This is a genomic window from Rathayibacter sp. Leaf296, assembly GCF_001423045.1.
Taxonomy (GTDB): domain Bacteria; phylum Actinomycetota; class Actinomycetes; order Actinomycetales; family Microbacteriaceae; genus Rathayibacter; species Rathayibacter caricis.
In genome coordinates this window covers 159,654-185,610 of record NZ_LMNR01000003.1, presented here as the reverse complement: position 1 = coordinate 185,610, position 25,957 = coordinate 159,654, and the positions used below count along the sequence as shown (strand labels likewise).

Genomic DNA, 25,957 nt, shown 5'->3' with positions numbered 1-25,957 from the left:
CCGGCTCCGATCAGCACCCCGTCGAGCACGAACACGTAGCCCCCGAGCGGAGCCGTGATGCCGACGATCGCGATCAGCGCGGGCAGCAGGCGCAGCACCTCCGCATCGCTCGAGAACGCGAACGGCAGCACGCCGCTGAGCCCCGCGACGAGCGCGCCGAGGACGATCCCCGCCCCGATTCCCCAGGTCACGCACCGTTTCGTGACGGCGCGGGCCTGCGCGCGGTCCCCTGCGCCGAGCAGCCGGCCGAGCAGCGCCTGCGCGGCGATGGCGAGGGCGTCCAGGGCGAAGGCGACCGCTCCGAAGAGCGTCATCGCCACCTGGAACGCGCCGAGCTCCTCCGCCCCGAGCGAGCCGGCGATCGCGACGGCGAGCAGGATCGCCGCGCGCAGACTCGCGGTGCGCAGCAGCATCCAGCCGCCCGACCCGGCGGAGCCCAGGACGCCGCCGAGGTGCGGGCGCAGCGGCGCCCCGACGCGTCGCGCCAGCCGCACGGCGATGACCGCGTACGCGCCGAGCATCGCCCACTGGGCGATCACCGTCCCCAGCGCCGACCCGGTTATCCCCAGGCCGGCCGGGTAGATCAGCACCGCGTTCAGGCCGGCGTTGAGCGCGAATCCGGCCACCGCGATCACGAGGGGCGTGCGGGTGTCCTGGAAGCCGCGCAGCAGTCCGGTGAGGGCGAAGATCCCGAGCATGGCGGGGATCCCGGCCATGCTGACGGCGAGGTAGCGGACGCCGGCCTCGGTGACCGCCGCCTCCGCTCCGAAAAGCCCGATGACGAGTGGCGCGGTGACGGCGCCGGCGACCGCGAGCACCGCGCCCAGCGCCAGCGCGAGCCAGCCGCCGTCGATGCCGGCCGCGACGGCCCTCCGCTCGTCGCCCTCGCCGAGCGCGCGGCCGACCAGCGGAGTGGTGCTGTAGGCGAGGAACACCATCAGACCGACGATCGTCTGCAGCACCGCGGCGCCGAGCGCGAGGCCGGCGAGGGGCACCGCGCCCAGGTGCCCGACGAGGGCCGAGTCGGTGAGGAGGAACAGCGGCTCGGCGACCAGGGAGCCCAGCGCGGGCACCGCGAGGCGCAGGATCCTGCGGTCGAGGCTGCGGCGGTCGGGCGAGGTCACCGTCCGACGCTACGCGAGCGGGAGGCGCGGTGCGTCGAGGCCCCCGCTCGCTCGGCGGCTCCGCTCAGTCGCGGTCGGCGGTCTCGCGCCCCGCGGTCTCGCGCAGCTTCCGGCCGTCCGCGACGTCCTCGGCGTGCTTCTCGGCCTGCTTCTCGCTCTTGCGGGTGTCGCGCGGCGGGAGCTGGATGTGCTCCTCCGCCTCGATGCCCGCCTGGAGCTGGCGGCCGCGCTCGAGCTCGGCGTCGAACTCGGCGCCGAAGAGCAGTGCCAGGTTGGTGATCCAGATCCAGAGGAGGAAGACGATCACACCACCGAGCGCGCCGTACGTCTTGTTGTAGTTGCCGAAGTTGGCGACGTAGAACGCGAATCCGGCCGAGGCCAGCGCCCAGATGACGAGGGCGAGGATCGAGCCGAGGCTCGTCCAGCGGAACTTCGGCTGCTTCACGTTCGGCGACCAGTGGTAGAGCACGGCGATGATCACGATCATGATCGCGATCAGCACCGGCCACTTCGCGATGCTCCACACCGTCAGTGCGGCGTCGCCGAGTCCGATGGCCCCGCCGATCGCCTCGGCGACCGGTCCGCTGAGCACCAGGAGGAGCCCGGCGATCACGAGCAGCACGACCGAGAAGAGGGTGACGCCGAGCATCGTCGGGCGCAGCCTCCAGATCGGGCGCCCCTCGTCGATCTCGTAGACGCGGTTCATGGCGCGGCCGAACGCGCCGACGTAGCCCGAGGCGGCCCAGAGCGCTCCGACGAGACCGGTGACGAAGGCGAGACCGGCGGCGGGGGAGGAGGTGAGCTCCTGCACTGGGCCGCGGATCGTGTCGAGCACGTCCTGCGAGGCGAAGCCGCCGAGGATCTCGAGCACGGTGTCGGTGGTCTGCTCGGCCTGGCCGAAGAGGCCCAGGATCGACACCACGGCCAGCAGGCCGGGGAACAGGGCGAGGACGGCGTAGTAGGTCAGCGCCGCCGCGAGGTCGGTGCACTGGTCGGCGCCGAACTCGCGCAGCGTCTTCTTCAGGACGTAGCCCCAGGAGCGCTCGGTGACGTCGGTGGGGTCGTCGGGCTTGCGGGAGTCGTCGGGATCGGGCGCGGTCTGCGCGCGCCGGGTGCTGGTCTGGGCCACGGGATACTCCGATGCTGGCTGCTCGCGCCGGAGCAGGCGGGAACCGGCGCGAGGACGTGGGGGCGTCCTCGCCTTCGACGCTAGGACGGGCGCTCGCAGAAGGGACGGAGGTTGACAGTCGGCCGCACGGCGCGGGATCCTCCCGCGCGCGCCGGGGCGTCACTCCTCCGCGTGCCGCTCCGGGATCAGCCGGGGGACGAACCGCACCAGCAGCACCATCGCGACCAGCTCGACCAGCGTCTGCGTGACGACGACGACGGGCGCGAGGTCCAGCGGCGCGGGCAGCGCCAGCGCGAGCGGCAGCACCACGAGGGAGTTGCGGGTGACGCCGCTGAACAGCAGCGCGCGCCGGGCGGGCGCGTCCAGCCGCGCGAGACGGCCGGCTCCCGCGCCGATCAGCGTCATCACGACCGCGAACGCGGCGTAGAGCACGACGAGCAGCCCCAGCTGCGGCAGTGCCCCGCCGACCACGCCGGCCTGCGAGGCGACCACCACGGCCAGCGTCGCGACCATCAGCGGCACCATCGAGGCGAGCACGACACCCTCGATCCGCCGACCGATCGCCGTGCGCGCGGCGAGGGCCTGAAGCCCGGCGGCCGCAGCGAGCGGCAGCACGATCAGCACCGCGAACGCCTCGGCGAACGGACCGATCTCGACCGCCTCTCCCGCGCCGGGCCCGAGGAACAGGAGGAGGGAGAGGGGCAGCAGGAGGATCTGCGCGAGCATCAGGAGCGGCGCCGCGGCGAGCAGACGTGCCGACGCCCCTCCGGCCATCCCGCTGAACACGATCACGTAGTCGATGCAGGGTGTGAGCAGCACCAGCAGCACCCCGATCAGCAGCGCCCGCTCACCCGCGATCGGCCGCGTCAGCACGAAGACGACCGCGGGCACGGCGACGAAGTTCAGCACCAGCACCGCCGCGAGGAACCGGCCGTCGCGGAACGCCCCGAGCACCGAGGCGAACGGCACCCCGAGGAACGTCGCGAACAGCAGCAGCGCGAGCACCGGAGTGATCGCGGCGTCGAGCCGCGCGGCTCCGGGGAGCAGCAGACCCGCGCCGAGGGCCGCGCCGACGGTCAGCAGGTACACCATCACCTGATGCCGCTCGAGCGTCTCGATCAGTGCGGGTCGGGCGCTCATCCCCCGATTCTCGCGCGTCCGTCCTCCTACTCTGGGCGGATGGACGCCCGGGACGAGCACAGGACGGAGCGGCTCCTGCTGCGCCCGCTCCGGCAGGACGACGACGAGGCGGTCACGGCGTACCGGAGCGACGCCCGCGCCTCGCGGTTCCTGCGCCACCCGCCGCTCGCCCAGGGCGAGTACTCGGCGTGGTTCGCGGAGCGGGCTCCGGAGTGGGGCCTCGCCGCGAACGGGAACCGGCGCTTCTACGGCCTGGAGGAGCTCGCGACGGGACGGCTCATCGGGGACGCGGTGATCGTGCGGCGGGAGGACGGGTGCGAGCTCGGCGTGTTCCTGCATCCGGAGACCGCCGGCCTCGGCTACTCGCTCGAGGCCGGACGGGCGCTGCTGTACGTGGTCTTCGAGTCGCTGCAGGCCGACCGGGTCCTCGGACGGGCGGATCCGCGCAATCGCGCCTCGGTGAAGGCGATGGAGCTGCTGGGGCTGCGCCGTTCCTCGGAGTCGGACGACTCCGTCCTGTACGCGCTCTCGGTGGCGGAGTGGCGCGAGAGGAGCTGAGAGCCGCCGTGCTCGCGTCTACGGTGGAGGCACCCCCTCCCCGGACGGAACGGTCACCATGGCAACCACCACCGCGCGCGTCGGACTCGGCCTCGCCGCCGTCGGCCGGCCGGCGTACATCACCGCGGGCCGCGACGGCGACCTCGGGCCGCCCGAGGACCGCAGCGTCGACGCCCTCCGCGCCCGCACCCACGAGCTGCTCGATGTCGCGTGGGCCGAGGGAGTCCGCTTCGTCGACGTCGCCCGCTCCTACGGGCGGGCCGAGGAGTTCCTCGGGAGCTGGCTCGCCGAGCATCCGGAGCGCCGCGCCGAGCTGACGGTCGAGTCGAAGTGGGGCTACGAGTACCTCGGGGCCTGGGCGATGGACGCGCCGGTGCACGAGCGCAAGGAGCACTCGGTCGGCATGTTCGAGCGGCAGTGGTCGGCAACGCTCGAGGCGCTGGGCTCCGCTCCCGACCGCTACCTCGTGCACTCGATCACTCCCGACAGCCCGGCGCTGACCGACCGGGTGCTGCTCGACCGGCTGCGCCGCCTCGCGGCCTCGGGCGTGCGGGTGGGGCTGTCGACGAGCGGGCCGGAGCAGGCGCGCACGATCGCGCTCGCCCGGGCGATCCCGGAGTCGCCGTTCACCGCGGTGCAGACGACGTGGAACCTGCTCGAGCGCTCGGCCGGGTCGGCGCTCGCCGAGGCGCACGACGCCGGCGTGCTCGTCGTGGTGAAGGAGGCGCTCGCGAACGGGCGGCTCGTCGGAGGCCGCGCTCCGGAGGCGGTGCGGCGGCTCGCGGGGATCCCCGAGGAGCTCGCGCTCGGAGCGGCACTGGCGCAGCCGTGGGCCGACGTCGTGCTCAGCGGGGCGGTGACCTCGACGCAGCTGCGCGAGAACCTGCGCACCCGCCCCGCGCCGCTCCCCGAGGGGCTGCCGGCGCAGGATCCGGGGGGCTACTGGGCCGATCGGTCGGCCCTCGCCTGGCGGTGACCGGCAGAACCTCAGCTGAGAAGGGGGGATGACCGCTGTCAGCCGTCATCCCCCACTCTCAGCCGAGGTTCTGCAGCGCACTCACGTCGTCTTCACCGCGTTGTCGCCGTGGTTCCCGATCACCTCGTACGCCGTGCTGCCCACGGCGCGCACCGGCTTGGCGTTCATGTGCCCCGTCGCCCACTGGTTGCCCAGCACCGACACGGCGCGCGCGTTCAGCGCCTCCACGCAGTGCGTCCAGCCGGCGCCCGCGTCCTCGCAGGCGAAGATGTTGCCGGTGATCGAGAAGCCCGCCGTGCGGGCGGTCGGCGACACTCCGAGGATCGAGATGGCGGCGTAGGTGTTCGCCGCGGCCTTGCCTCCGTTGCTGATCGCGTTGCCCACGATCTGGATCTGCGCCAGATCCTCCGTCAGCCACGGCGGCATCGTGTAGACGAGCGACTGCTTGCGCGCGCCCTCCATGATGTTGTTCGCGATGGTGATGCGGCGGTTGCCGCGCAGCTCGATGTTGATCTGCGGCGAGCCGTCGAGGTGGTTGCCGAGGATCCGGAGCGGGCCGCCCTCGACCGAGATGTCGGCGTAGCTGGCGCCGATGTTGTTCTCGACGATCCAGGAGTCGATCATCCGGTAGCTCGCCCAGATGCCGATGCCCGTGCACTGGTCGATGCTGCAGCGCTGGATGCGGTTGAGCAGCCCCAGGTCGCCGAAGGTGCCGTCGTTCAGGCGCATGCCGTAGCCGGTCCAGCCGTAGAGCTGCAGCGAGTCGAGCACCGTCTTGTCGAGGTGCGCCGAGATGCACGGCGAGCCGAGGCCGTTCGCGTCGAGGATGAGGTTGTCGAAACGGCAGGCCGAGAACGCGCCGGTGACCACGGGCGCGTCCGTGAGCGAGCGGATGCGGGTCGACAGCTCCCCGGCGCCGCGGAAGGCGATGCTCGCGAGTCCGCTCGCGCGGCCGATCGATCCGGCGATGCGGTAGATGCCGCGGGGGAAGTAGACGACTCCGCCGTAGGTGGCGACCGCCGCGTCGATCGCGGCGTCGATGGCGGGGAGATCGTCGGTCGTGCCGTCGCCGGTCGCTCCGTAGTCCTGCACGTTGTAGACCAGCTCGCCCTTGGCGACCGGGCGCTCACCGGAGGACGTGCGCACCGACTCCGGCAGCTGCGCGAGGGGGACGAGGGCGTCGGCGTCGAGTCCGGCGACGCCGTACGGCGCGGCGATCTCGGAGTGGAGGACGGGGTCGGAGGGGGAGGCGGTCATGAGGGTCGTGCCGAGGGGTGCGGAGAAGAGACCGCGGCGGGTGATCTCGGCGGTCACGGCGGTGAGAAGGGGCATGGCTCACCGTCGAGCCGCGGGGCACGACCGCGCAACCTCCGTAGGGGGGCCGATGCGCACGAGTCTTCGTCGGCATGCGATCCGCGCCCGCGTGCCCAGCATGCACTGCCCGCGAGCCCCTGTCGTGCCACTCTGACGGGGGGCGGCACCGTACCGCGACGACCTCGGATCGGCTCCCGTCACCTCCCTAGACTGACCCCAGAACGGGCCGTTAGACAGCCGTCTCCACGGCACTCGCCGAGGCCAGAGCACGACCGTTCGACTCTCCATCCTCGAACCCGGGGCGTTCCGGGCTCCCGAATGCCGATCGGACCGTCGACCCCAGATGCTCTCCTCCTCCCCCCTGCGCCGTCGCGTGCTCGTTTCCACCGTCGCCCCGGCGCTCGCCGTGGCCCTCGCCCTCGGAACCGCGTCGACCGCGGCGGCCGCCGACTTCGTCGATCCGGTGACCGGAGCCGTCGTGCAGGCCGCCGCGACCGACGCGGCCCTCACGGTCACCGCGGGTGCGCCGCTGCAGTACCTGACCCTCCCGATCGCCGACGGCGTCACTCCCACCCGCGTCCTCGGCGCTCTCGAGGCGCAGGAGCCGCTCACCGGCTCGCTCGCGGTCGTCGTCTCCGGGCGCACCGTGCTGACGCTCGACGCGGCCACCGCGTCGACCCTCGACATCCCGGTGGGGCAGGCCGACGTCGTCGACGGCGTGCTCGCGATCGGCTTCCAGCTGACCGGGGCCACCGGATCCACCGGCGCGCTCTGCGAGGTGCAGGGCCGCTCGCTGATCGTCTCGGGCCTCGGGGTCGTCACCGAGGGCATCCCCGCCGCCCCCACGACCGTCGGCGACTTCTTCGCCGACACCGTCACCGCCGTCGCGATCGTCGTGCCCGGAGGCGCCGACGACGCCCTCCGCGCCGCGGGGCTCTCGGCAGCCGGCTCTCTTGCAGTCCGCTATCCCTCCTCGGGTGTCGCGATCACGGTCGCCGAGGACGGCGCGACCGAGGGCATCGCCGACTCCGATGCCGCGCAGCACCGCATCGTGCGCTTCGAGGCGACCGACGGCGACGTCGTCACGTCGATCAGCGACGAGGGCGGGACGCCGGTCCTCACGGTCAGCGGCGCCTCGGCGGACCTCGCCGCCGCCGGAGCTGCCCTCGGCAGCGAGTACGCGGGCCTCGCGTCGAGCGCGACCACCACGGGCCTCGCCCAGAAGGTGATCCCGTCGGGCTCGCTCGAGCACACCCTCGCCGACTTCGGCGCCGACCGCGTGGCGCTGGGCAGCGGCGGCACCGCCGTGAGCTACACGACCATCACCCAGTCGGCGTTCGGCGGCCCGGTCTCCGCGATCGACCTCGATCTGGTCGGCACCCACTCCGCGATCCCCGAGGGCGTCACCGCCACCGCGAACGTCTACTGGAACGACTTCCTGATCGGCTCGAGCGTGCTCGGCGCCGAGACCGCCGTCGACATGGAACTCTCGGTCCCGACCGGCCAGCTCGCGTCCTCGAACGGCCTGTCGGTGCGGCTCTCGGCCGTGCGCGAGAGCGACGGCCTCTGCATCGGCTCGGCCGACTCCGTGCCGATCGAGCTCTTCCTCGACGGCGCCGGCTCGACCGTGACCGGCGTCCGCGGCGAGTCCGCGGCTCCCGGCTTCGGCCGCTTCCCCCAGGCCTTCGGCGGCGAGCTCGCGGTGGCGTTCGGCGAGTCCGCGACCGGAGCGGATGCGCTGCGCAGCGCGGGCGACCTGGTCACGGCCCTGCAGCGCGTGCAGCCCGACCCCCTCGCCGTGTCGGTCGTCGGGATCGACGACTTCGTCGGCTCCGACCGCTCCGGCCTGGTCGTCGGCGCGGGCACCGACGAGGCGGAGGAGCTGCGCACGCCGCTGCGCCTCGCCCCCTTCACCGCGATCGAGAGCGCGCGCCTGACCTACGGCGTCGGCACCGACGCTCCCTACGCGGCGCTCGAGGCCTTCACCACCGACGGCCGCGACGTGGTGCTGCTCGGCGGCTGGAGCCCCGACGGCGACCCGACCGCCTCCTCCGCCCTGCAGGCCTCGGTCGCCGGCTGGGCGGCCGAGGAGGGCTGGCTCGCGCTGCCCGGCAACCTGGCGGTCTCGGGATCGACGGCCGCCGACCCCGTCGCGATCGACAGCAACGAGATCACGCCGCAGGAGGAGGTCAAGGACGACTACTCGTCGTACGCGATCTGGTTCCTGGTCGCGGCGGTCGTCATCGGACTGCTGATCCTGCTCGGCTGGCTCGCCCGCCGTCGCCGCAGCCGCAAGGTCGCCGCCTACGTCGACGCGCAGGAGCGCGCGGCGGAGGAGCCGACGCACGGCCAGCACGCCGCCGAGGTCCCGCGCACCCCCTCCGCCGACTGATCCGCCCATGACGAGCACGCTGACGGAGCAGGCGGCGCAGCCCGCCGCGCCCGCCGCCCGCAGGTGGTGGCGGGAGGCGTGGGACCGCCTCGGGCAGCCCGTCACGGGCCGCCAGGTCCCCGGCACCGTCGTCGTGCTCGTCGCGGCGCTGATCGTCGGATTCGCGGCGTGCCTGGTGACGACCTCCTCCGGGATCAACCTCGCCTACGCCGACACGCAGAGCCACCTCTCGATCTCGCGGCGCATCTTCGACTCGAAGGCGCCCGGGTTCTCGCAGCTGGGCACCGTGTGGCTGCCGGTGCCGAGCCTGATCCTCATCCCGTTCGTGCAGTCGCTCTGGCTCTGGCACACCGGCTGGGCGGCGGGGCTGCTGGGCATGATCTGCCTGGCCGGAACCGCCTGCGGCGTCTACCGGATCTCGGCGCGCGTGGGGCACCTCCGCGCCGGCCGCCTCACCGCCGTGCTGCTCGTGCTCGCGAACCCGGGCGTGCTCTACGCGTTCTCGACCGCGATGACGGAGCCGGTGCTCATCGTCACGATGGTCGGCTGCTTCTCGGGTCTCGCGCACTGGGTGACCAGCCGCCGCAACCTCAGCGCCGGCGAGATGATGGTGTTCTCGGGACTGCCCGCCGCGGCCGCCACGCTCTCGCGCTACGAGGGCTGGGTGCTCGTGTTCGGCGGCACGCTCGTCGTGCTGATCGTCGCCTGGCGCAAGAAGAGGTCGCTGTTCTACGCCGTCAAGATGGCCTGCGCCTTCGGGATCCTGCCGCTGATCGCGATCCTCTGGTGGCTGGTCTACAACTACGCCGTCTACAGCAACCCGCTCGAGTTCATGAACGGTCAGTACTCGGCGGCGAACCTGCAGAAGGCGGTCGCGGATGCGGGGCTGCTCGCCTACCAGGGCAACGCGGGCCTGACACTCTGGTCGTACAACTGGGCGGTGCTCGAGACCTCGGGTCTGCTGACGGTGGCCCTGGGCCTCGCGGGCGCGCTCGTGCTGGCCTGGCGCCGAGGGATCTCGGACGACGCCCTCGTGATCTGGCTGATGATCGTCTCGTACGCCTTCTCGCTCCTGAGCCTCTACCTCGGCCAGACGCACATGAACAACGACCAGACCTTCCCGACCAACTGGTGGAACAACCGCTACGCGCTGTCGGTGCTGCCGTTCCTCGCGGTGCTCGCGGCCGTGCTCGTCGACGCGCTGCGCCGCCTCCCTCGCGTCGGGGTCGGCGCTCTGGGCCTTGTGCTCGTGCTGCTCGGCGCGCAGACCGCCTGGTGGGCGCAGGACCTCGACCGCAACGCCGTGATCGCCGAGGCGACCGGCTACGTCGAGATCAAGGCGGGCACCGGAGCGACCGCCGCGGCCCGGTTCCTCGGCGAGAACTACGACGGCGGCGGGATCCTGATGGACGAGAGCGCCGCCGGCAACGCGCTGCTGCCCGAGATCGGGGTGCCGATCGCGGAGTACTTCAACCGCTCGGCGGGCGAGCTGTTCGACGAGGCCCTCGCGGCCCCGTACACGCACGCGAAGTGGGTCTTCGTCACCACCGCCGACGCCCCCGAGCTGTCCGAGACCGGCGTCGCCGACCTCGTCTACGACGCGATCACGAGCGATCCGTCCTTCGACACCCGCTACCGCCCGGTGTTCCAGCAGGGCATCTACGTCGTCTACGAACGGCTGGGAGGCTGACCATGGCCGCTGTCACGGCGCGCGTCGGGGAGATCCTCGTCGACCGCGGACTCATCACTCCGGAGCAGCTCGACGCGGCTCTGGCCCGTCAGGCCCGCGAGGGCGGGCTGATCGGGCGGCACCTCGTCATCGACGGGGCCGTCACCCGGCGCGAGATGTACGGCGCCCTCGCCGAGCAGTGGGACGCGCCGCTGATCGACCTGGTCGAGGAGCCGCCGGAGGGTGTCGTGCTCGCCGGCATCGGCGCGCCCAACCTCGTCGAGGCGGGCTGGGTGCCCTGGCGGGTGCTGCCCGACGGCACCGGAGTGATCGCCACGTCCGTCCCGCCGACCGACGAGGTCCTCGCGACCGCCCGCGCGCTGATGGGCGTCGAGCGGATCGAGGTGCGCACCACCACCGACTGGGACATCTTCATGGCGGTCGAGAACGCGTGCCGGGCCGCGCTGCTGTTCGGCGCGGCCGACGCGCTCGCGGTGCAGAGCGGCGACGAGTCGGCCAAGTCGGGGCTGCGCCGCTGGCAGGTCGTCACTCCGCTCGTCGTGGCTGCCCTGGTGGTCGCGGGCGCGGTGCTGGCGCCCAGCATCACCTTCGTGATCGTGCTCGCCGGAGCGAACCTGCTGTTCCTGATGAACATCGCCTTCAAGGCGCTGGCCGGCCTGCGTGCACCGCTCAACCAGAGCTCGGTGAAGGCGTGGGAGGAGGAGGTCGCGATCGAGCGCGGCCGCCGCGGTCTCGTGGTCGAGCCTCCGCGCATGACCGACGACGAGCTGCCGATCTACACGATCCTCATCCCCGCCTACAAAGAGGCGAACATCATCAGCAAGCTGCTGGTGAACATCGGCGCCCTCGACTACCCCAAGGCCAAGCTCGAGGTGCTCGTGCTGCTCGAGGCCGACGACGACGAGACCATCTCGGCCGTGCGCCGGATGAGCCCGCCGGAGTACGTCCGCATGGTGATCGTGCCGCCGGGCGGCCCGCAGACCAAGCCCCGCGCCTGCAACTACGGCCTCAGCTTCGCCCGCGGCGAGTTCGTCGTGATCTACGACGCCGAGGACCGGCCCGACCCCGACCAGCTGCGCAAGTGCGTGCGGCTGTTCCGCGAGGACGCCTTCGAGCGCGAGCACGTCGATCCGTCGCAGAAGCAGCTCGTGTGCCTCCAGGGCGCGCTGAGCTACTTCAACGCCGACTACAACGTGCTCACCCGGATGTTCGCGGTCGAGTACGCGCACTGGTTCGGAGCGATGCTGCCGGGCCTGGACCAGTCGCACCTGCCGATCCCGCTCGGCGGCACGTCGAACCACTTCGACACCCGCGTGCTGCGCGAGCTCGGCGCGTGGGATCCCTACAACGTGACCGAGGACGCGGACCTCGGGCTGCGCGTGGCCGCGCACGGCTACCGCGTGGGAGTCGTCGACTCCAACACGTGGGAGGAGGCGTGCGCCGAGGTCCCCGCGTGGATCAAGCAGCGCACCCGCTGGATCAAGGGCTACATGATGACCGCCGGCGTGAACACGCGGCACCCGATCCGCTGGTTCCGCGTGAACGGGATCCTCGGCTCGCTGAGCCTCGTGGCGCTGATCATGGGCACGCCCGTCGCGTTCCTGCTCTACCCGCTGGTGCTGGGCTTCACGGTCATCACCTACATCGGGGTGCAGTTCATCGGGCTCGACATCCCGGAGTGGCTGATCATCGCCGGGACGACGAACATGCTGTTCTCGAACGCGCTGATGATCGTGGTCTCGGGTCTCGCGGCCTGGAAGCGCTACAACTGGCGGGTCGCGGCGTTCGCGCTGCTGAACCCCGTCTACTGGGTGCTGCACTCGATCTCGGCCTGGCGCGCGGCCTGGCAGATCGTGTTCAGCCCGCACAAGTGGGAGAAGACGCCGCACGGCCTCACCGAGGACTACGAGGACTCGACGATCGGCGCGCCGGCGTAGGTCGTCGCTGCCGGGGGAACCCCGAACCGTCGAGGGAACCAGTCAGAGCGGGCTGTCTCGACGGTTCGGGGTTCCCTCGGTGCGGACGTCGACAGGGCGCTCAGACCGGAGGGGCCACCAGCAGCAGGGCGCCGCCGGCCGCGCTGAGCGCAGCGACGATGGACCAGCGGTCGGGGTGGGAGCCGCAGCCGGCCGCCTTCGCGAGCGCGGCCAGGGCGGTGGCGAGCACGCCGACTCCGATCTGCAGCGTCGCCGACGTGCGCATCAGCGACCACGCCTCGAAGGCGGGCACCGGAGTGGGCGCGGGCAGCAGCCCGGCGAAGCTCGCCGACACCGCCAGCAGCAGCACCGACGCGAACGCCAGCGCGACGACGAGGTGCGCCAGGATCTCCGCCGCAGCACGCTGTCGAGCACGGGAGACGGCGGTGCGGAGGTGCGGGACGGAGGCGATCGCGACACTGCGATGAGGCATGCGCCGAGCGTAGATCGCAGCGATCCCCCTGCAGGTCCCCCGTCAGGAGGGGATCCGAGAGTACGTCCCTTCCGGTCCGCCGAGCGGATCCCGAGTGGTCGCTGGGCGCTCGAGAGGGGGATCGACCCCTCCGCGGAGCCCGACCTAGCCTGGAGGAACGGAGGTGTCCCGATGTCCGATGCGAAGAACCACGCCGCGCGCTACCTGGCGAAGCGCTCCGCCGGCGACCCCTCGCCCGACACCTCCGACGAGACCGAGGCGACGATCCCGGAGGATCCCGCCGAGCGGGCCGCGTTCATCGAGACGACGATCCAGCAGGCGATCCGCCGCGGCGACTTCGACGACCTCCCCGGCGCCGGCAAGCCCCTGGAGGGGCTGAACGGCAGCCACGACCCCGACTGGTGGATCCGCCGCAAGATCGAGCGCGAGAACCTCACGGGCATCGGCCCGGTCGCGTTCCTCCTCCGCGCCGAGGACCGGCAGCTCGACGAGCGGCTCGATCGCCTGCACCGCGAATCGGAGGTACGCACGCACCTCGAGGAGTTCAACACCCGCGTCGTCGAGGCGCGGCGGCAGCTCCTGGGCGGTCCGCCCGTCGTCACCCCGCTGCGCGACATCGACGCCGAGGTCGTGCGCTGGCGCGAGCGCCGCGCCGAGCGCGCCCGCCCCGCGGCGGAGGCCCCGGCGGAGCGCCCGCGCCGGTGGTGGCGTCGACGGAGGGCCGATCAGGCCTGAGGCGGCTCCGCGTGCGGATGGCCGGCGGCCTCCGCGATCGCGGCCATCACCAGCGACGTGTGCTCGTCGTCGAGCTCGGGCAGCACGTGGCGCAGGTGCACGGTGAGTCCGTCGGCCAGCGAGGCCGCCATCTCGAGCACGCTCAGGAGGGAGGGCGTCAGCCCCCACTTCTCGTGCTCGACGGTCAGGGCGTCGACCGCCTCGGTGGCCCTGTCGAAGTCGATCCACCAGGTTCCGGAGTCGTGCAGCACCCACGGGTGCTCGTCCCGCACCAGACCGGTGGCGATGAGCAGCTCGACGGCCGCCCGCCGGGCGTCGTCGGTGGACGCACCCCGGCGCAGCTGATCGAGGCGGTCCTCCTCCGTGGTCGCGCCTCGCGCGGTCGCGCTCACGCGACGGGCCGGTGCGTCACGGAACCGTTCCCGGGGGAGGAGTCCGGACCGCGGTTCGAGGAGGGGCGCATGGGTGTCCTTCGTGAGCCGAGGGGAGGAATCGGCCGATGTTACCGTGAACAATTTCGCGGGTGCAAGAGCACGAACGCCGCACCCCGCCGGAGCGAGGTGCGCCGCATCGTCGACAGGCCCTAGATGTTCAGCTTGTTGAACACCGGCGCCGGCAGCGCCTTGATGACCGTCATGATGACGCGCCACTTCACCGGCGCGTACGCGACCGCGCGGCCCGAGGCCATCGCGGCGGCGACATCCTTCGCCACCGACTCCACCGACGCGAGCGAGCCGCCGGACTGCTTGATGTGCGCGGTCATCGGAGTGTCGGTGGGGCCGGGCTTGATCAGCACGACCGAGAGGCGCGAGCCGGCCAGACGGTGCTGCAGGCCCTGGGCGAAGCGCTCGACGAGGCCCTTGGCCGAGCCGTAGACGTAGTTGGTCTTGCGTCCGCGGTCGCCGGCGACCGAGCCGATCACGCCGATGGTGCCGGACGTCAGCGCGTTCGCGTACGCCTCCATCCAGAGCGCCACCGAGACTCCGGTGACCACGAGCACGTCGCGGGCGACGGCGAGGTCGGCCGAGGCCTCCTCCTGCGACGTCATCGCGCCGTGGGCGATGAGCACCGTGTCGGGCGCCCCGCCCTCGAGCGAGGTCTCGACGACGGAGGAGATCGCGGCCGGGTCGGTCAGGTCGATCGCCGACACCGACAGCGTCGCGGCGGGGAATCGCACGCGGAGGTCGGTCGCGAGGGCCTCGAGCCGGGCCTGGTCGCGGCCCACGAGCAGCGCCTGGCGCGCGCCCGTGCCCAGCCAGAGGCGGAGGGTGTGCTCGGCGATGGCCGAGGTCGCTCCGACGACGACGATCTTCGAAGGGTGGTTGGTCACGTCAGCTCCCGAGGACTCGGCGCGAGAAGCCGGAGGAGATCCCCGGGTCGCGCTGAAGGGTGAATTCGGCGAGGCGCGGGTATCCGGCCTCGAACATCTCGCGCGGCATGCGCGCGTCCTTGGCGGGGTACAGGCGCCCGCCCGCGGCGAGGACAAGGGCGTCCAGCCGCTCGAACAGCGGCAGGGCCGCCGCGTCGTTGGGGAAGTCGAGCGCGAAGCAGACGCCGGGTGCGGGGAAGCTCAGCAGCCCCGGCGACTCCAGCGAGCCGAAGGTCTTCAGCACGCCGAGGAACGAGCCGGTGCCGGACGCGGCGATCAGCGCGAGCATCTCGCGGGTGACCTCGAGCGCTCCCTCCCACGGCACGACGCTCTGATACTGGTAGAAGCCGCGGGGGCCGTACATGCTGTTCCAGCCCTCGATCGCGTCGAGCGGGTAGTAGAACTGCTCGTAGTGCTGCACGGAGCGGCCTGCCCCGGTCGCCTTCAGGCGGTAGTAGGCGCGGTTCAGCAGGGGCAGCGTGGCGCGGTTGACGACCGACGCGGGGAACGCGAACGGCACGCGCAGGCCGCGTCCGCGCGCCTCCGGCAGCTCGGGAGCGGCGGTCGCGTCGCCGCGCGTGTAGACGCCGCGGCGGCCGCCCTGGGTGGTCACGTCGATCCAGGCCACGGTCTGCTCGAAGACGTCGACCGACTCATGCACGAGGCCGAGGTACTCGTCGAGGGTCTGGAACGGCACGTCCTCCGCGACGATCCACGGGCCCGGGACCCGCTTCAGCGCGATCTCGACCTCGACGATCAGACCGGTGAGCCCGAGCCCGCCGATGGTGGCCGCGAAGAGCTCGACGTTCTCCTCCGGGGAGCAGCGGGTCGTCGATCCGTCGCTCCGGAGCACCGTGAACGAGACGATGTGGCGGCCGATCGTGCCCGCGGAGGCGTGGTTCTTGCCGTGCACGTCGTTGGCGATCGCTCCGCCGAGGGTCACGTTCTTGGTGCCGGGCGTGACGGCGAGCATCCAGCCGCGCGGCGCGAAGACGGACTGCACGTCCTTCAGCAGGACGCCGGGCTCGGCCCGGAGCACTCCGCTCTCGTCGTCGAAAGCGAGGAAGCGGTCGAAGCCGCTGAAGTCCCAGACGACCCCGCCGCCGTTGAGCGCGACGTCGCCGTAGCTGCGGCCGAGGCCGTAGGCGATGCCGCCGTCGCCGCGGGCGAGGGCGGCCTGCGCCTGCTCGACGCTGGTGATCGCGACGACGCGGTGCTCGTCGCGCGAGAGCAGGCCCCAGGAGGAGACGGTGCTGGTCATGCTGGCTCCTCACGCGGGCCCTGGAAGGTGACGTTCTTGTCGAGGAAGTACTTGGCGGCGTAGCCGATGGCGAGGCCGATCACGGCCCCGGTGTAGCGGGCGGCGTCGGTGCCGAACAGGGCGTCGAAGCCGAACTCGAAGCCCCAGAAGATCAGGGTCGTGACCCCGCTCATCACGCCGTACAGGAAGAAGGTCTTCACGCCGTGCGCCGCGTTCACGGTCTCGTGGCGGAAGATCCAGCGCTTGTCGAGGACGTACTTGGCGACCACCCCCGTCAGGGTGCCCGCGAGAACGGCGATCACGGTCGCCCACTCGCCGGTGAGGAGCAGCTCGACCAGCATCTGCGTGCCCAGGTTGACCGCGGTGGCGAGGATCGCGAACACGACGTACAGCACGGCCGTGCGCATGAGCGTTCCTCCGTGCCGATCGTCGATGTCCCCCGCCGCCGCCCGGGCCGGAACGACGAGGACGACACCCGAGATTGTAGGTTGAGCACCGCCCCTTGCGAAAATCCCGCGGCGGTCCGCGCCCTGCGGCCGCCCCACCCACCCCGGAGGAACGACGCCGTGAGTACCGCTCGAGCACTCGTCGCCGCCATGCGCCCCAGGCAGTGGCTCAAGAACGTCCTCGTGCTCGCCGCTCCGATCGCCTCGGCGCGCATCTTCGAACCCGAGGTCCTGCTGGCGAGCGTGATCGGCATCGTGGCGTTCAGCCTCGCCTCCTCCGGCGGGTACATGCTGAACGACCTCCTCGACATCGAGTCCGACCGGCTGCACCCCAAGAAGCGGTTCCGCGCCATCGCGTCGGGAGCCCTGCCCGTCCGCGTCGCCTGGATCGCCGCGTTCGTGCTGATGATCGCTCCGCCGCTGCTCACGTTCCTCGTCGGCTACACCTGGTTCGCCGCGACGCTCGCCGCCTACCTGGTGATGCAGATCTCGTACTGCATCTGGCTCAAGCACGAGCCGGTGATCGACATCCTGATCGTGGCCGGCGGATTCGTGCTGCGCGCGATCTCGGGCGCCGCGATCGCGGACATCCCGCTCACGCAGTGGTTCCTCCTGGCCATCTCCTCCGGCTCGCTGTTCATGATCGCGGGCAAGCGCTACTCCGAGAAGCTGCAGAGCGAGGGCAAGGAGGCGAGCCACACGCGGGCGACGCTGAAGATCTACACGGCGGGGTACCTGCGCTTCGTGTGGTCGGTGGCCGCGTCGCTGACGATGATCACCTACGCGCTCTGGTCGCTGTTCCTCAACGGCGACGACTCGCTGTGGTCGATGGCGTCCATGGTGCCGTTCGGCGCCGCGCTGTTCCTCTACGCGCTCGACATCGAGAAGGGCCGGGCGTCGGCTCCCGAGGACATCGTGCTGGGCAACATCCGGCTGCTGATCTGCGCGGCGCTGTGGGCGGCGCTGTTCGTCACGGCGATCCTGACGCGCGCGGCGGCCTGACGCGCGGTCGTCATGACGTCGTGCCGCGCCGCAGCCGCAGCCGCGTCTCCTCGAGGTCGAGCATCGACTGCGCCTGCGTGAGGATCCGCTGCGGATAGGCCCGCCGCGAGCGCGCGTCGAGCAGCGCCTCGCGCTCGGCCGTCACCACGGCCAGCCTCAGCGCCCGGTAGAGGCGGTGCGGAGTGCCGGCCGCGTCGCGCTCGCCGCCGCGCGCCCGCTCCCACGCCGCCTCCGAGCGGAGGAACGACGTCTGCCGGACGCGCTCGAGGACGTCCGGGTCCACCTCCGTCACGCCCTCGACGACCTCGCCCGGGCGCTCGAGGACGGACAGCCCCTTCTCGGTGATCTCGTCGAGCAGCCCCGCGAGGTAGCGCTGGTCCTCCGGCTCGTCGACTCCGCGGATCCCGGTCGCCCGGATCACGAGGGGAAGCGTGCTGCCCTGGACGAGGAGTGTCGTCACCGCGACCGTGAAGGCGATCAGCACGAGCTGCGGGCGGTACGGGATGTCCTCGGGCAGCGACTGCGCGGCCGCGAGGGTGACGACTCCGCGCATCCCGGACCAGCCGAGCACCAGGCCGCCCCGCCAGCCGAGGCCGCTGGTGCTGAAGTGGCGGTAGTCGGCGCGGCGGAGCTGGTAGCGGCGGCGCGCCTTCGTCCGCTCCTCGCGGGGTAGCTCGGCGGCCTGCTCGAGCACCGCCTTCTGTTCGCGCGCCCGCCGCTCGGCCCGCCGGGTCTGCCAGCGCTCGCCGAGGAGCACCGGGCCGACCCAGACGAAGCGGACGACGATGAGTCCGACGGTGGCGATCAGGCCGATGCCGACCGCGGCGGGGACCGTGAGCGCGGCGTCGTCCGCATCCTGGATCAGACTGCGGATCTCGAGCCCGATCAGCAGGAACACGCCGTTCTCGAGCAGGAACTGCACCGTGCGCCAGTTGATGCGGTCGTTGACCCGAGACTGCGCCGTGAAGGCGCGGGAGGAGGCGTGCCCGGTGTGCAGGCCCGCCACCACGACCGCGAGCACCCCCGAGGCGCCCAGGCCCTCGGCCGGGATGAAGGCGACGAACGGCACGGTGAACGAGACGACGGTGTTGAGCACCGGGTCCTCGAGGCGCGAGCGCACGAAGACGGTGAGGATGCTCGCCACGAGGCCGACGACGACCGCGACGGCCACCGCGTACAGGAAGTCGCCGACCGCGGCCCACGGAGTCGCGAGCGTGCCGGCCGCGGCGGCGAGGGCCGAGCGCAGCAGCACCAGGGCGGTCGCGTCGTTGATCAGGCCCTCGCCCTCGAGCAGGGTGAGCAGCCGCGGGGGCAGGCCCAGACGACGCCCGACGGAGGTCGCGGCGACCGCATCGGGCGGGCTGATGATCGCCCCCACCGCGATGGCGAGCGCGAGGCCCAGCTCGGGCAGCAGGACGAAGAGGAGCGCCCCGACCCCGGCCGCCGAGATCGCGACCAGCACGACCGAGAGGCCGGTGATGGTGGTGAGGTTCCGCCGGAAGTCGATGAACGGCACGCTGATCGCGGCGGCGTAGAGCAGCGGGGGCAGGACTCCGTCGAGCACCCACTCGTGCGGCACGACGACCTCCGGCACCCCGGGCAGGTACGAGAGGCCGACTCCGGCGAGCACCAGGACGATCGGAGCGGCGACGCCGAGGCGGCGCGCGAACACGGCCACCGCGACGAGGACCGCCACGGCCACGATCGCCGCGATCCCGAGCATCATCGGGGGTCGCTCCTGCGGGCGCGGGGCGGGCGGCGGTCGGGCATCGGTCTCGTCTCCGGTCGTCCCGGACGCCGCCCCGGACGGGCGGCGCTGCGGGAGCCGTGGTCGAGTCTGCGCCCGGCGCCGGGGCCCGGGCAGGGGGTTGCCGCCCGGACGGGATCCGGGCACGGGCCCGGGCGCCGGCTCAGCGCCGGTCGAGCACCCGCTCGAGGCCGATCAGCAGGGCGAGTCCGCCGAGGGCCGCGACGACGACCGCCGCGATCGCGCCGGGGGAGAGGGCGAGGGCCCCGTCGACCAGCTCGGCGCGCAGGCCCTGATCGCGCGAGACGATCAGCAGGCCGACGGCGACGGCGGCGGCGAAGAGGCCCCAGACGATCGCGCCGAGGCGGATCCGCGGGCGCCGGGGCGTCAGAGCGCCCGGGAGGGGAGTGGTCTCGGTGCTGCTCATGGTGCGTCCTCACTCGTGGTCTGCGGGGTGGTGATGGTGGCGGGGTCGGTCAGGACTGCGCTCGGAGCAGGGGTGCCGGTGTCGGTGGGGGCGCCCGCCGTGTCGTGCACGATGATCGAGCCGGCTCCCTGCTCGACCCGCACGTCCACGGGCTCCGCGGCGGGATCGCCGAACGTCTGCGTCCACTCCCAGCGGCCGTCGACGAGCTGCTTGCTGTCGGGGACCGCCCACTCCTGCTCCTGGGCGTCGCCGCTGACGATCCACATGTCCCCGTTCCTCGACGAGGCCGTCAACCGGACGGCCGTGCCCTCCAGGGGGGTGACCGAGACGGTCCCCGCGCCCTGCCAGACGTCGATCACGGCCCCGTCGGGGCCCACGTCCGGACCGACGGTCACCTGCAGGTCGCCGGTGAGCATCGCGTAGTCGCCCGGCACGGCGTTCGAGACGCCGTACGAGGATCCGATCGGCAGCAGCTCGCGGTCCGGCGGCAGCATCGCGGCGACCAGCGCCGTCGGCAGCACGAGCACCGACGCGGTGACCAGGAGGGCGGCCCTGCGGCGCAGCAGTCCGGCCAGCACGATCGCCGCGGCGAGCACGAGGGCGGCGGCGGCGAAGCCGACCACGACCGCGGTGGTACCGGAGGCGGTGAGCGAGGCGAGAGCGCCGATGACGGCCGCGGCACCGAGCACGACGAGGGTGACGCTCGCCCGAAGTCGCGGGTTGCCCGCCCTGCGCACGCGGCGGCGCTCCTCGCGGACCGCGGCTGCCGCGCGCGACCGCGCTCGCGCCTCCTCCGCCCGCTGCCGTGCCGTCTCGCGGGCCGAGGCGGCCTGCTGGGCGCGGAACGCCTCGCGCTCGGTCCGCCAGGCCTCCTGGCGGGCCCGCCACTCGGCGAGGTCCTCGGGCGAGTCGGGCCGGACGTTGGTAGGACGCGGCGGCGGGAAGAGGGGGACGGAGTCGGGACGGGCCTCGGTCGTGCCGGGCGCCTCCTCCGGAGCCTCCGGACGGGGGGATCGGACGGCCTGACGCGCCACCCAGACGGTGAGGGCGACGAGGAGGCCGATCACCACGAGGGTCCAGATCGTGCGGCCGGCGGCGGGGGCCCAGGCCTCCGCGCCGGTGTAGGCGCCGCCGAGCGACCAGAAGCCCTGCGCGAGCGGCAGCATCGAGGCGAGGATCAGGGCGCCGATGCCGGCGTGCACCCGCTCGATGCGACCGGCGACGAGCTGCTCGACGGGCAGCGCGCCGTCCTCGTCGGGGAGCAGGAGCCAGGCGGCCGCGTACACGAGGAGCGCGGGGCCGCCCAGGACCGCCACGACCACGACGATCCCGCGGACGATGAGAGGGTCGATCCCGAGGCGCTCGGCGATGCCGGAGCAGACGCCGCCGACCCAGCCGGGGCGACGGGTGATGCCGAGGCCGCGGAGCCACAGGAAGAAGCGGTTGTCGGAGGGGGGTGCGGTGTCCCGGCCCTGCTCCTCGGGTGCGGGCTGCTCGGCTCCACTCTCGGCCGTTCCGGGCGCCCCGGGCCCGTCCGCTCCGCCGCTCGGCGGGGGAGTGCTCTCTGCTGTCATGGTGAGAGTGTCCCGCTCCTCCACAGGCGCCGACCATCGGGGGATCCCCTGACTCGACCCTCGTTTCCTCCCCCGGGTCCCCGACGACCTGTTTGGATGCTCGTGTGAGCATCTCGAGCACCGCGGTCCGGCCGCCGCTGCGACGCCCCCGGCGGGTCGTCCTCGGCGGCGTCTGCGCCGCGCTCGCCGAGCACCTCGGGTGGACGCTCTCCTCCACCCGCTTCTTCGTGGTCGTCGGATCCCTGCTGGGCGGGGGCGGGGTGCTCCTCTACCTGTGGCTGTGGGCGCTGGTGCCGCTCGCCGAGCCCGAGGGCGACGACGATCGTGCGGTCCGGCGCTCCGTGCCGGTCGCCGGGCTGCTGTCGGTGGCCGCCCTGGTGGCGTCCGGTGCCGTGCTCGTCGCCCTCGGGGCGTACGACGACGTCGCCGTGACGCGGGCGCTCGTCGCGGTCGCGGCGCTGGCCGGAGGCGCGGTGGCGTGGGCGCTCGGGCCCGGTCGCGACGACCCCTCGGCGGCCCCGCGCGCGCAGATCCGCGTGCGCCTCGCCTCGTGCGCCGCCCTGCTGCTGGCCGGAGCGGCAGTGCTCGCGAACCGGCCGAGCGCCCTGAACGCGGTCCTCGCGGTCGGCGTGCTGATCGTCGTCGCGGGGGTGCTGGCCGCTCCGCGGATCGTGCACCTGTGGACGGAGCTGATGGGCGAGCGGGCGGCGCGCGTGCGCGAGGAGCAGCGCGCCGAGATCGCCGCGCACCTGCACGACTCCGTCCTGCAGACCCTCGCCCTCATCCAGAACCGCGCCGGCGCCTCGAGCGAGGTCGCCCGCATCGCCCGGGCCCAGGAGCGCGAGCTGCGCGACTGGCTGTTCGAGCGCGACGTGCCGGTCGCCAACGACCTGGCGGCAGAGATCCGCGCCATCGCCGGCGCCATCGAGCTCGACTACCCGGCGACCCTCGAGGTCGTCGCCGTCGGCGTCTCGGTGCCGGGCGCCGCTCCGCTGCTCGCCGCGACCCGCGAGGCGATGCTCAACGCGGCGCGCCACGCGGGCGGCGAGATCTCGGTCTACCTCGAGTCGGCGCCCGACGGCGTCGACGTCTTCGTCCGCGATCGCGGTCCGGGCGTCGATCTCGGGGCGCTGCCCGGCGATCGGCTGGGCATCCGCGAGTCGATCATCGGCCGGATGAGCCGCGCGGGCGGCAGCGCCATCGTGCGGCCCGGAGCGGGCGGCTCGGGCACCGAGGTCCACCTGCACCTGGGGAGCAGACCGTGACGCGCGTCGTGCTGGTCGACGACCACTCCATCTTCCGGTCGGGTCTGCGGGCCGACCTCGCCCCGACCCTCGAGGTGGCGGGCGAGGCCGCCGACGTCGACTCCGCCGTGCGCCTCGTCGCCGAGACGCGCCCCGAGGTGGTGCTGCTCGACGTGCATCTCCCGGGCGGCGCGGGCGGAGGCGGCGCGGAGGTGCTGCGGCGGAGCGCTGGGCTCCTCGAGTCGGTGCGGTTCCTGGCGCTCAGCGTCTCGGACGCCGCGGAGGACGTCGTCGGCGTGATCCGCGCCGGGGCTCGCGGCTACATCACCAAGACGAGCTCGGGAGCCGAGGTGAGCCGCGCAGTCGAGGCGGTCGCGGGCGGTGACGCCGTGTTCTCGCCGCGCCTCGCCGGCTTCGTCCTCGACGCGTTCGGCGCCCTCGCCGGCGAGCAGGCCGAGTCGGTCGACGAGCTCGACCGGCTCTCGGCCCGCGAGCGCGAGGTGATGCGCCTGATCGCCCGCGGCTACGCCTACAAGGAGGCGGCGGCCGAGCTCTTCATCTCGGTCAAGACCGTCGAGTCCCACGTCTCGGCCGTGCTCCGCAAACTCCAGCTCTCGTCGCGCTACGAGCTCACCGCCTGGGCCTCCGCCCGCCGCCTGCTCTGACGCGCCCTTCGTCCCCGCTCATCGAGCAGCCCGCTCCCGGGCGCATCGAGCAGCCCGCTCCCGGGCGCATCGAGCGGAGGGGGAGCCTTCGGCGCCGACGCAGGGCGGGGAGAAGACGGATCTTCTGGACACGTGGGTCTCGATACGCCCCTGCGGGGCTACTCGACCAGCAAGGAGGCGGCGGTCTCTTCCAAAGGCCCACCGCCCTCTCTGCTGATCGAGTAGCCCGCTTCGCGGGCGTATCGAGATCCACCAGCGTCGGACGCCTGGTCATCGAACGGATCCGCTCAGGCCGACGGGTCTCGATACGCCCCTGCGGGGCTACTCGACCAGCGAGGAGGCGGCGGTCTCGTCCAAGGAGACCCAGCCGCCCTTCCCTGCTGATCGAGTAGCCCGCTCGCGGGCGTATCGAGATCCACCAGTGCCGGACGCCTGGTCATCGAATGGATCCGCTCGGTCCGGTGGGTCTCGATTCGCCCCTCCAACTCCGCTCGACCAGCGGGGCCGCAGCGCGACCCGTCCTCGCCGGAACCGTCAGTCGCGCGAGACGAGCACCCGCACGTCCCACGGTCCGAGCTCCAGCACGTCCCCCGCCGACGACGCCTCGCCCGAGAGCACGTCCTCCACAGCCTCCGGCAGCGCGAAGGTCGAGGGCTCCCACGACCAGTTGTGCACGAACCGCACGCGCTCGCCGTGGCGGTTGGTGGCGCTCGTGACCGTCTGCGACGGCGAGGCCGCACGCCACGGAGTCGAGACGGCGGACGACTTCGACACCGCCCACTCCATCAGCGCCCGCGCGAGCTCGAGGTCCGGCACCGTGCCCACGTAGGTCACCCGACCGGCTCCGTGCGCGCGGGTCGTGACCGCCGCGAAGCGACCGTAGTGCGGGTGCCGGTAGCGCACCAGCACCGTCGCGTCGTCGACCTGCACCCCGTCGGCCCAGACCGTCGCGCGGGCACCCTCGGGCAGCGCGAAGCCAGACTCCGCGTCGACGGGCACCGGCACCGCGAGGTTCGCGAACTCGTCGTAGTGCACGCCGGCCGCCTCCGCGAGGAACGCGGGCTTGCGCTGCAGGCGCGCGCGTCCCTCCTCGTCCTCGTAGCCGGTGCGCACACCGACGATCAGGTGCCCGCCCGCCGCCGCGTACGCCTCGAGCCACTGCAGCTCCGAGTCGTCGGCGATCGTGAACGCCGCCGCGACGAGCACCGGATGCGCGGCCGCGTACTCCGCTGCCGGCACGGCGGTCAGCTGCGAGGGATGCACCGTCGAGGCCTGCAGTCCCGCGTCGAACGCCCCTCGCGCGAACGCGTCGCGCGCCGTCTGGAAGCTGCGGCGGTCCGGCTGCGGCACGCCCCGCGCCGCGTCGCCGCCCTGAGCGGAGTCGCTGAACGCGGGGTGCTCCTCCAGCGCCCACTTGCTCTCGTTCGAGAACAGGATCGCGACGTCCGAGTCGGGCACCAGCTCCGTCACCCGGTCGCCCGCCGCGGCGAAGTCGGCTCCGAGCGCGGCGATCTGCTCGTAGGTGCGGCCCGGCTCCTGCGAGTGCGGCAGCACCCCGCCCCAGTAGGTCTCCACCCCGTGGTGGAGCGTGTGCCAGTGCCAGTACTCGATCATCGTGGCGCCGCGCGAGACCAGCGCCCAGGCGGCCTGGCGCCACTGGCCGTCGAACGCGGGCTCGTTCGACCACGACATGCCGATCGCCTGCGCGTCCGTCTCGGTGACGAGGAACGGCGCCTGCTTCGAGCCGTACATCCGGTCGGCGGTCGCGTAGAGCGCCCAGGTGCCAGAGGTGGTCCAGTGCTGGTCGAACGGCCGCGCGTCCGGCAGCTCGAGGCCGTCCTGCATCCGGTAGTAGGGGTTGCCTGCGGTCACGTCGAGACGGCGCACCAGCTCCTCGTCCTGCACGGTCGCGCGCTCGTACGAGATGCAGGTCGTGACGAACTGGTCGTCGCGGCCGATCCGCTCCGTGATGCCGCGGACCAGGTCGGCCTGCCAGCCGATGAAGTCGGTCGTGATCGAGGCCTGGAAGCGGCGCCAGGCGAGGTCGTACTGCGGCTGCGCGTTGCCGTCCGGGGTCCACAGGTCGGCCCAGGTCGACAGCCGGTGCGACCAGTAGGTGAGCCCCCACTCGTCGTTCAGCGCCTCGACCGTGCCGTACGTCGCGCGCAGACGGTCGACGAAGCGCTCGAAGACCTGGCGGTTGTGGAGGATCTCGTTGCCCGGCTCGTTGTCGACCTGGAAGCCGATGACCGCGGGGTGCGCGGCGTAGCGCTCGACGATGCGGCGGATCACGCGCTCGGCGTGGAAGAGGAACGCGGGGTGGCTGTAGTCGATCTCCTGGCGCGCGCCCCAGCCGACGGGCTGCCCGGTCGCGCGGTGCGCGTTGATCTCGGGATACTGCCGCGCCAGCCACATCGGCACCGCGTAGGTGGGCGTGCCGAGCACGACCGAGATGCCGTGCTCGTGCGCCCCGTCGAGCACCGGCTGCAGCCAGTCCAGGTCGAAGACGCCGTTCTCGGGCTCCCAGGTCGACCAGACCGACTCGCCGACGCGGATCACGGTGAACCCGGCGGCCTTCATCAGCCGCAGGTCCTCCGCCAGGTCGCGGCTGCCGAGGCGCGAGGTCGGCTGGTACTCGTGGTAGTAGGCCGCGCCGAAGAGGATGCGATCGGTGAGGTGCTGCATGGTCGCCTTTCAGGAGGGGTGGCCGCTCCACCGTATCCGGGCCCGGTACCCGCCGGGGGTCCGTACGATC

22 protein-coding genes are annotated in these 25,957 nt (G+C 72.7%); 9 read left to right on the top strand and 13 right to left on the bottom strand.

All coding sequences use genetic code 11. The features are described 5' to 3' along the window. The 3 genes from ASF46_RS17325 to ASF46_RS17315 form a co-directional block, all read right to left on the bottom strand. The coding region (locus tag ASF46_RS17325) for an MATE family efflux transporter (RefSeq protein WP_082485643.1) at positions 1–1,124 on the bottom strand (1,124 nt) is incomplete at its 3' end. Positions 1,125–1,188: 64 nt separating this feature from the next. Then, complete coding sequence (locus tag ASF46_RS17320) at positions 1,189–2,253, bottom strand: YihY/virulence factor BrkB family protein (protein WP_056868794.1); 1,065 nt, start codon at positions 2,251–2,253, stop codon at positions 1,189–1,191. A 159-nt stretch (positions 2,254–2,412) separates the two neighbouring features. Next, complete coding sequence (locus ASF46_RS17315) at positions 2,413–3,393, bottom strand: arsenic resistance protein (RefSeq protein WP_056868793.1); 981 nt, start codon at positions 3,391–3,393, stop codon at positions 2,413–2,415. Between the two features lie 39 nt (positions 3,394–3,432). Here ASF46_RS17315 and ASF46_RS17310 point away from each other — a divergent pair, with 39 nt between their 5' ends. Both ASF46_RS17310 and ASF46_RS17305 read left to right on the top strand, forming a co-directional pair. Further along, positions 3,433–3,951: a GNAT family N-acetyltransferase gene (locus ASF46_RS17310; RefSeq protein WP_056868792.1), complete on the top strand. Its 519-nt coding sequence runs from the start codon at positions 3,433–3,435 to the stop codon at positions 3,949–3,951. Between the two features lie 58 nt (positions 3,952–4,009). Further along, positions 4,010–4,927 (top strand): aldo/keto reductase, encoded by a 918-nt coding sequence (locus ASF46_RS17305; protein WP_056868791.1) that lies wholly within the window; start codon positions 4,010–4,012, stop codon positions 4,925–4,927. An 81-nt stretch (positions 4,928–5,008) separates the two neighbouring features. Here the strand turns inward: ASF46_RS17305 and ASF46_RS17300 are convergent, their stop codons facing one another. Next, positions 5,009–6,259: a glycosyl hydrolase family 28-related protein gene (locus ASF46_RS17300; protein WP_056868790.1), complete on the bottom strand. Its 1,251-nt coding sequence runs from the start codon at positions 6,257–6,259 to the stop codon at positions 5,009–5,011. Between the two features lie 325 nt (positions 6,260–6,584). On the opposite strand from ASF46_RS17300, the gene ASF46_RS17295 reads away from it, so the two are divergent. The 3 genes from ASF46_RS17295 to ASF46_RS17285 are packed head-to-tail and all read left to right on the top strand — an operon-like array spanning position 6,585 to position 12,260. After that, complete coding sequence (locus tag ASF46_RS17295; protein WP_056868789.1) at positions 6,585–8,633, top strand: hypothetical protein; 2,049 nt, start codon at positions 6,585–6,587, stop codon at positions 8,631–8,633. Between the two features lie 7 nt (positions 8,634–8,640). Beyond that, positions 8,641–10,323 carry an ArnT family glycosyltransferase gene (locus tag ASF46_RS17290; RefSeq protein ID WP_056868788.1) on the top strand — a complete coding sequence of 561 codons (1,683 nt, stop codon included), beginning with the start codon at positions 8,641–8,643 and terminating at the stop codon, positions 10,321–10,323. Positions 10,324–10,325: 2 nt separating this feature from the next. Next, positions 10,326–12,260, top strand: a complete 1,935-nt coding sequence (locus tag ASF46_RS17285) for a glycosyltransferase (RefSeq protein ID WP_056868787.1) — start codon at positions 10,326–10,328, stop codon at positions 12,258–12,260. A 100-nt stretch (positions 12,261–12,360) separates the two neighbouring features. Here ASF46_RS17285 and ASF46_RS17280 read toward each other — a convergent pair whose 3' ends face one another. Then, positions 12,361–12,732, bottom strand: coding sequence for a hypothetical protein (locus ASF46_RS17280; RefSeq protein WP_056868786.1), 372 nt, complete (start codon positions 12,730–12,732; stop codon positions 12,361–12,363). A 171-nt stretch (positions 12,733–12,903) separates the two neighbouring features. On the opposite strand from ASF46_RS17280, the gene ASF46_RS17275 reads away from it, so the two are divergent. After that, positions 12,904–13,467 carry a DUF1992 domain-containing protein gene (locus tag ASF46_RS17275; RefSeq protein ID WP_056868785.1) on the top strand — a complete coding sequence of 188 codons (564 nt, stop codon included), beginning with the start codon at positions 12,904–12,906 and terminating at the stop codon, positions 13,465–13,467. On the opposite strand, the gene ASF46_RS17270 is transcribed toward ASF46_RS17275, so the two are convergent. The 4 genes from ASF46_RS17270 to ASF46_RS17255 all read right to left on the bottom strand — a co-directional run bounded on the left by ASF46_RS17270 (position 13,458) and on the right by ASF46_RS17255 (position 16,504). Then, positions 13,458–13,859, bottom strand: coding sequence for a hypothetical protein (locus ASF46_RS17270; RefSeq protein ID WP_056868784.1), 402 nt, complete (start codon positions 13,857–13,859; stop codon positions 13,458–13,460). The two genes, ASF46_RS17275 and ASF46_RS17270, sit on opposite strands and share 10 nt — an antisense overlap. A 191-nt stretch (positions 13,860–14,050) precedes the next feature. Beyond that, complete coding sequence (locus tag ASF46_RS17265) at positions 14,051–14,797, bottom strand: SDR family NAD(P)-dependent oxidoreductase (protein ID WP_056868783.1); 747 nt, start codon at positions 14,795–14,797, stop codon at positions 14,051–14,053. Between the two features lies 1 nt (position 14,798). Next, positions 14,799–16,097 (bottom strand): FAD-binding oxidoreductase, encoded by a 1,299-nt coding sequence (locus ASF46_RS17260; RefSeq protein ID WP_056868782.1) that lies wholly within the window; start codon positions 16,095–16,097, stop codon positions 14,799–14,801. Then, positions 16,094–16,504 carry a GtrA family protein gene (locus ASF46_RS17255; RefSeq protein ID WP_056868781.1) on the bottom strand — a complete coding sequence of 137 codons (411 nt, stop codon included), beginning with the start codon at positions 16,502–16,504 and terminating at the stop codon, positions 16,094–16,096. Before ASF46_RS17255 ends, ASF46_RS17260 begins: the two co-directional genes overlap by 4 nt. Before the next feature lie 159 nt (positions 16,505–16,663). On the opposite strand from ASF46_RS17255, the gene ASF46_RS17250 reads away from it, so the two are divergent. Then, a complete protein-coding gene (locus tag ASF46_RS17250) occupies positions 16,664–17,545 on the top strand; it encodes a decaprenyl-phosphate phosphoribosyltransferase (protein WP_157602734.1) in 882 nt (293 codons plus the stop codon). 10 nt (positions 17,546–17,555) lie between these two features. Here ASF46_RS17250 and ASF46_RS17245 read toward each other — a convergent pair whose 3' ends face one another. From ASF46_RS17245 to ASF46_RS17235, 3 genes are all read right to left on the bottom strand, one after another. Continuing rightward, positions 17,556–19,271 carry a cation:proton antiporter gene (locus tag ASF46_RS17245; RefSeq protein WP_056868779.1) on the bottom strand — a complete coding sequence of 572 codons (1,716 nt, stop codon included), beginning with the start codon at positions 19,269–19,271 and terminating at the stop codon, positions 17,556–17,558. Between the two features lie 184 nt (positions 19,272–19,455). After that, the gene (locus ASF46_RS17240) at positions 19,456–19,719 is read right to left on the bottom strand and encodes a hypothetical protein (protein WP_056868778.1); all 264 of its coding nucleotides are present in this window, start codon (positions 19,717–19,719) and stop codon (positions 19,456–19,458) included. Next, complete coding sequence (locus ASF46_RS17235; protein WP_157602731.1) at positions 19,716–21,293, bottom strand: PspC domain-containing protein; 1,578 nt, start codon at positions 21,291–21,293, stop codon at positions 19,716–19,718. Before ASF46_RS17235 ends, ASF46_RS17240 begins: the two co-directional genes overlap by 4 nt. A gap of 104 nt (positions 21,294–21,397) precedes the next feature. Between ASF46_RS17235 and ASF46_RS17230 the strand changes: the two genes are divergently transcribed. Together ASF46_RS17230 and ASF46_RS17225 are read left to right on the top strand one after the other, a co-directional pair. Beyond that, entirely contained in the window at positions 21,398–22,558 is a 1,161-nt protein-coding gene (locus ASF46_RS17230; protein WP_235577008.1) for a sensor histidine kinase, read from the top strand. Next, positions 22,555–23,202 carry a LuxR C-terminal-related transcriptional regulator gene (locus ASF46_RS17225; protein WP_056868775.1) on the top strand — a complete coding sequence of 216 codons (648 nt, stop codon included), beginning with the start codon at positions 22,555–22,557 and terminating at the stop codon, positions 23,200–23,202. The genes ASF46_RS17230 and ASF46_RS17225 overlap by 4 nt, the downstream gene beginning before the upstream one ends. 534 nt (positions 23,203–23,736) lie before the next feature. Here the strand turns inward: ASF46_RS17225 and ASF46_RS17220 are convergent. Beyond that, positions 23,737–25,887, bottom strand: coding sequence for a beta-galactosidase (locus ASF46_RS17220; protein ID WP_056868774.1), 2,151 nt, complete (start codon positions 25,885–25,887; stop codon positions 23,737–23,739). Positions 25,888–25,957 lie beyond the last annotated feature (70 nt).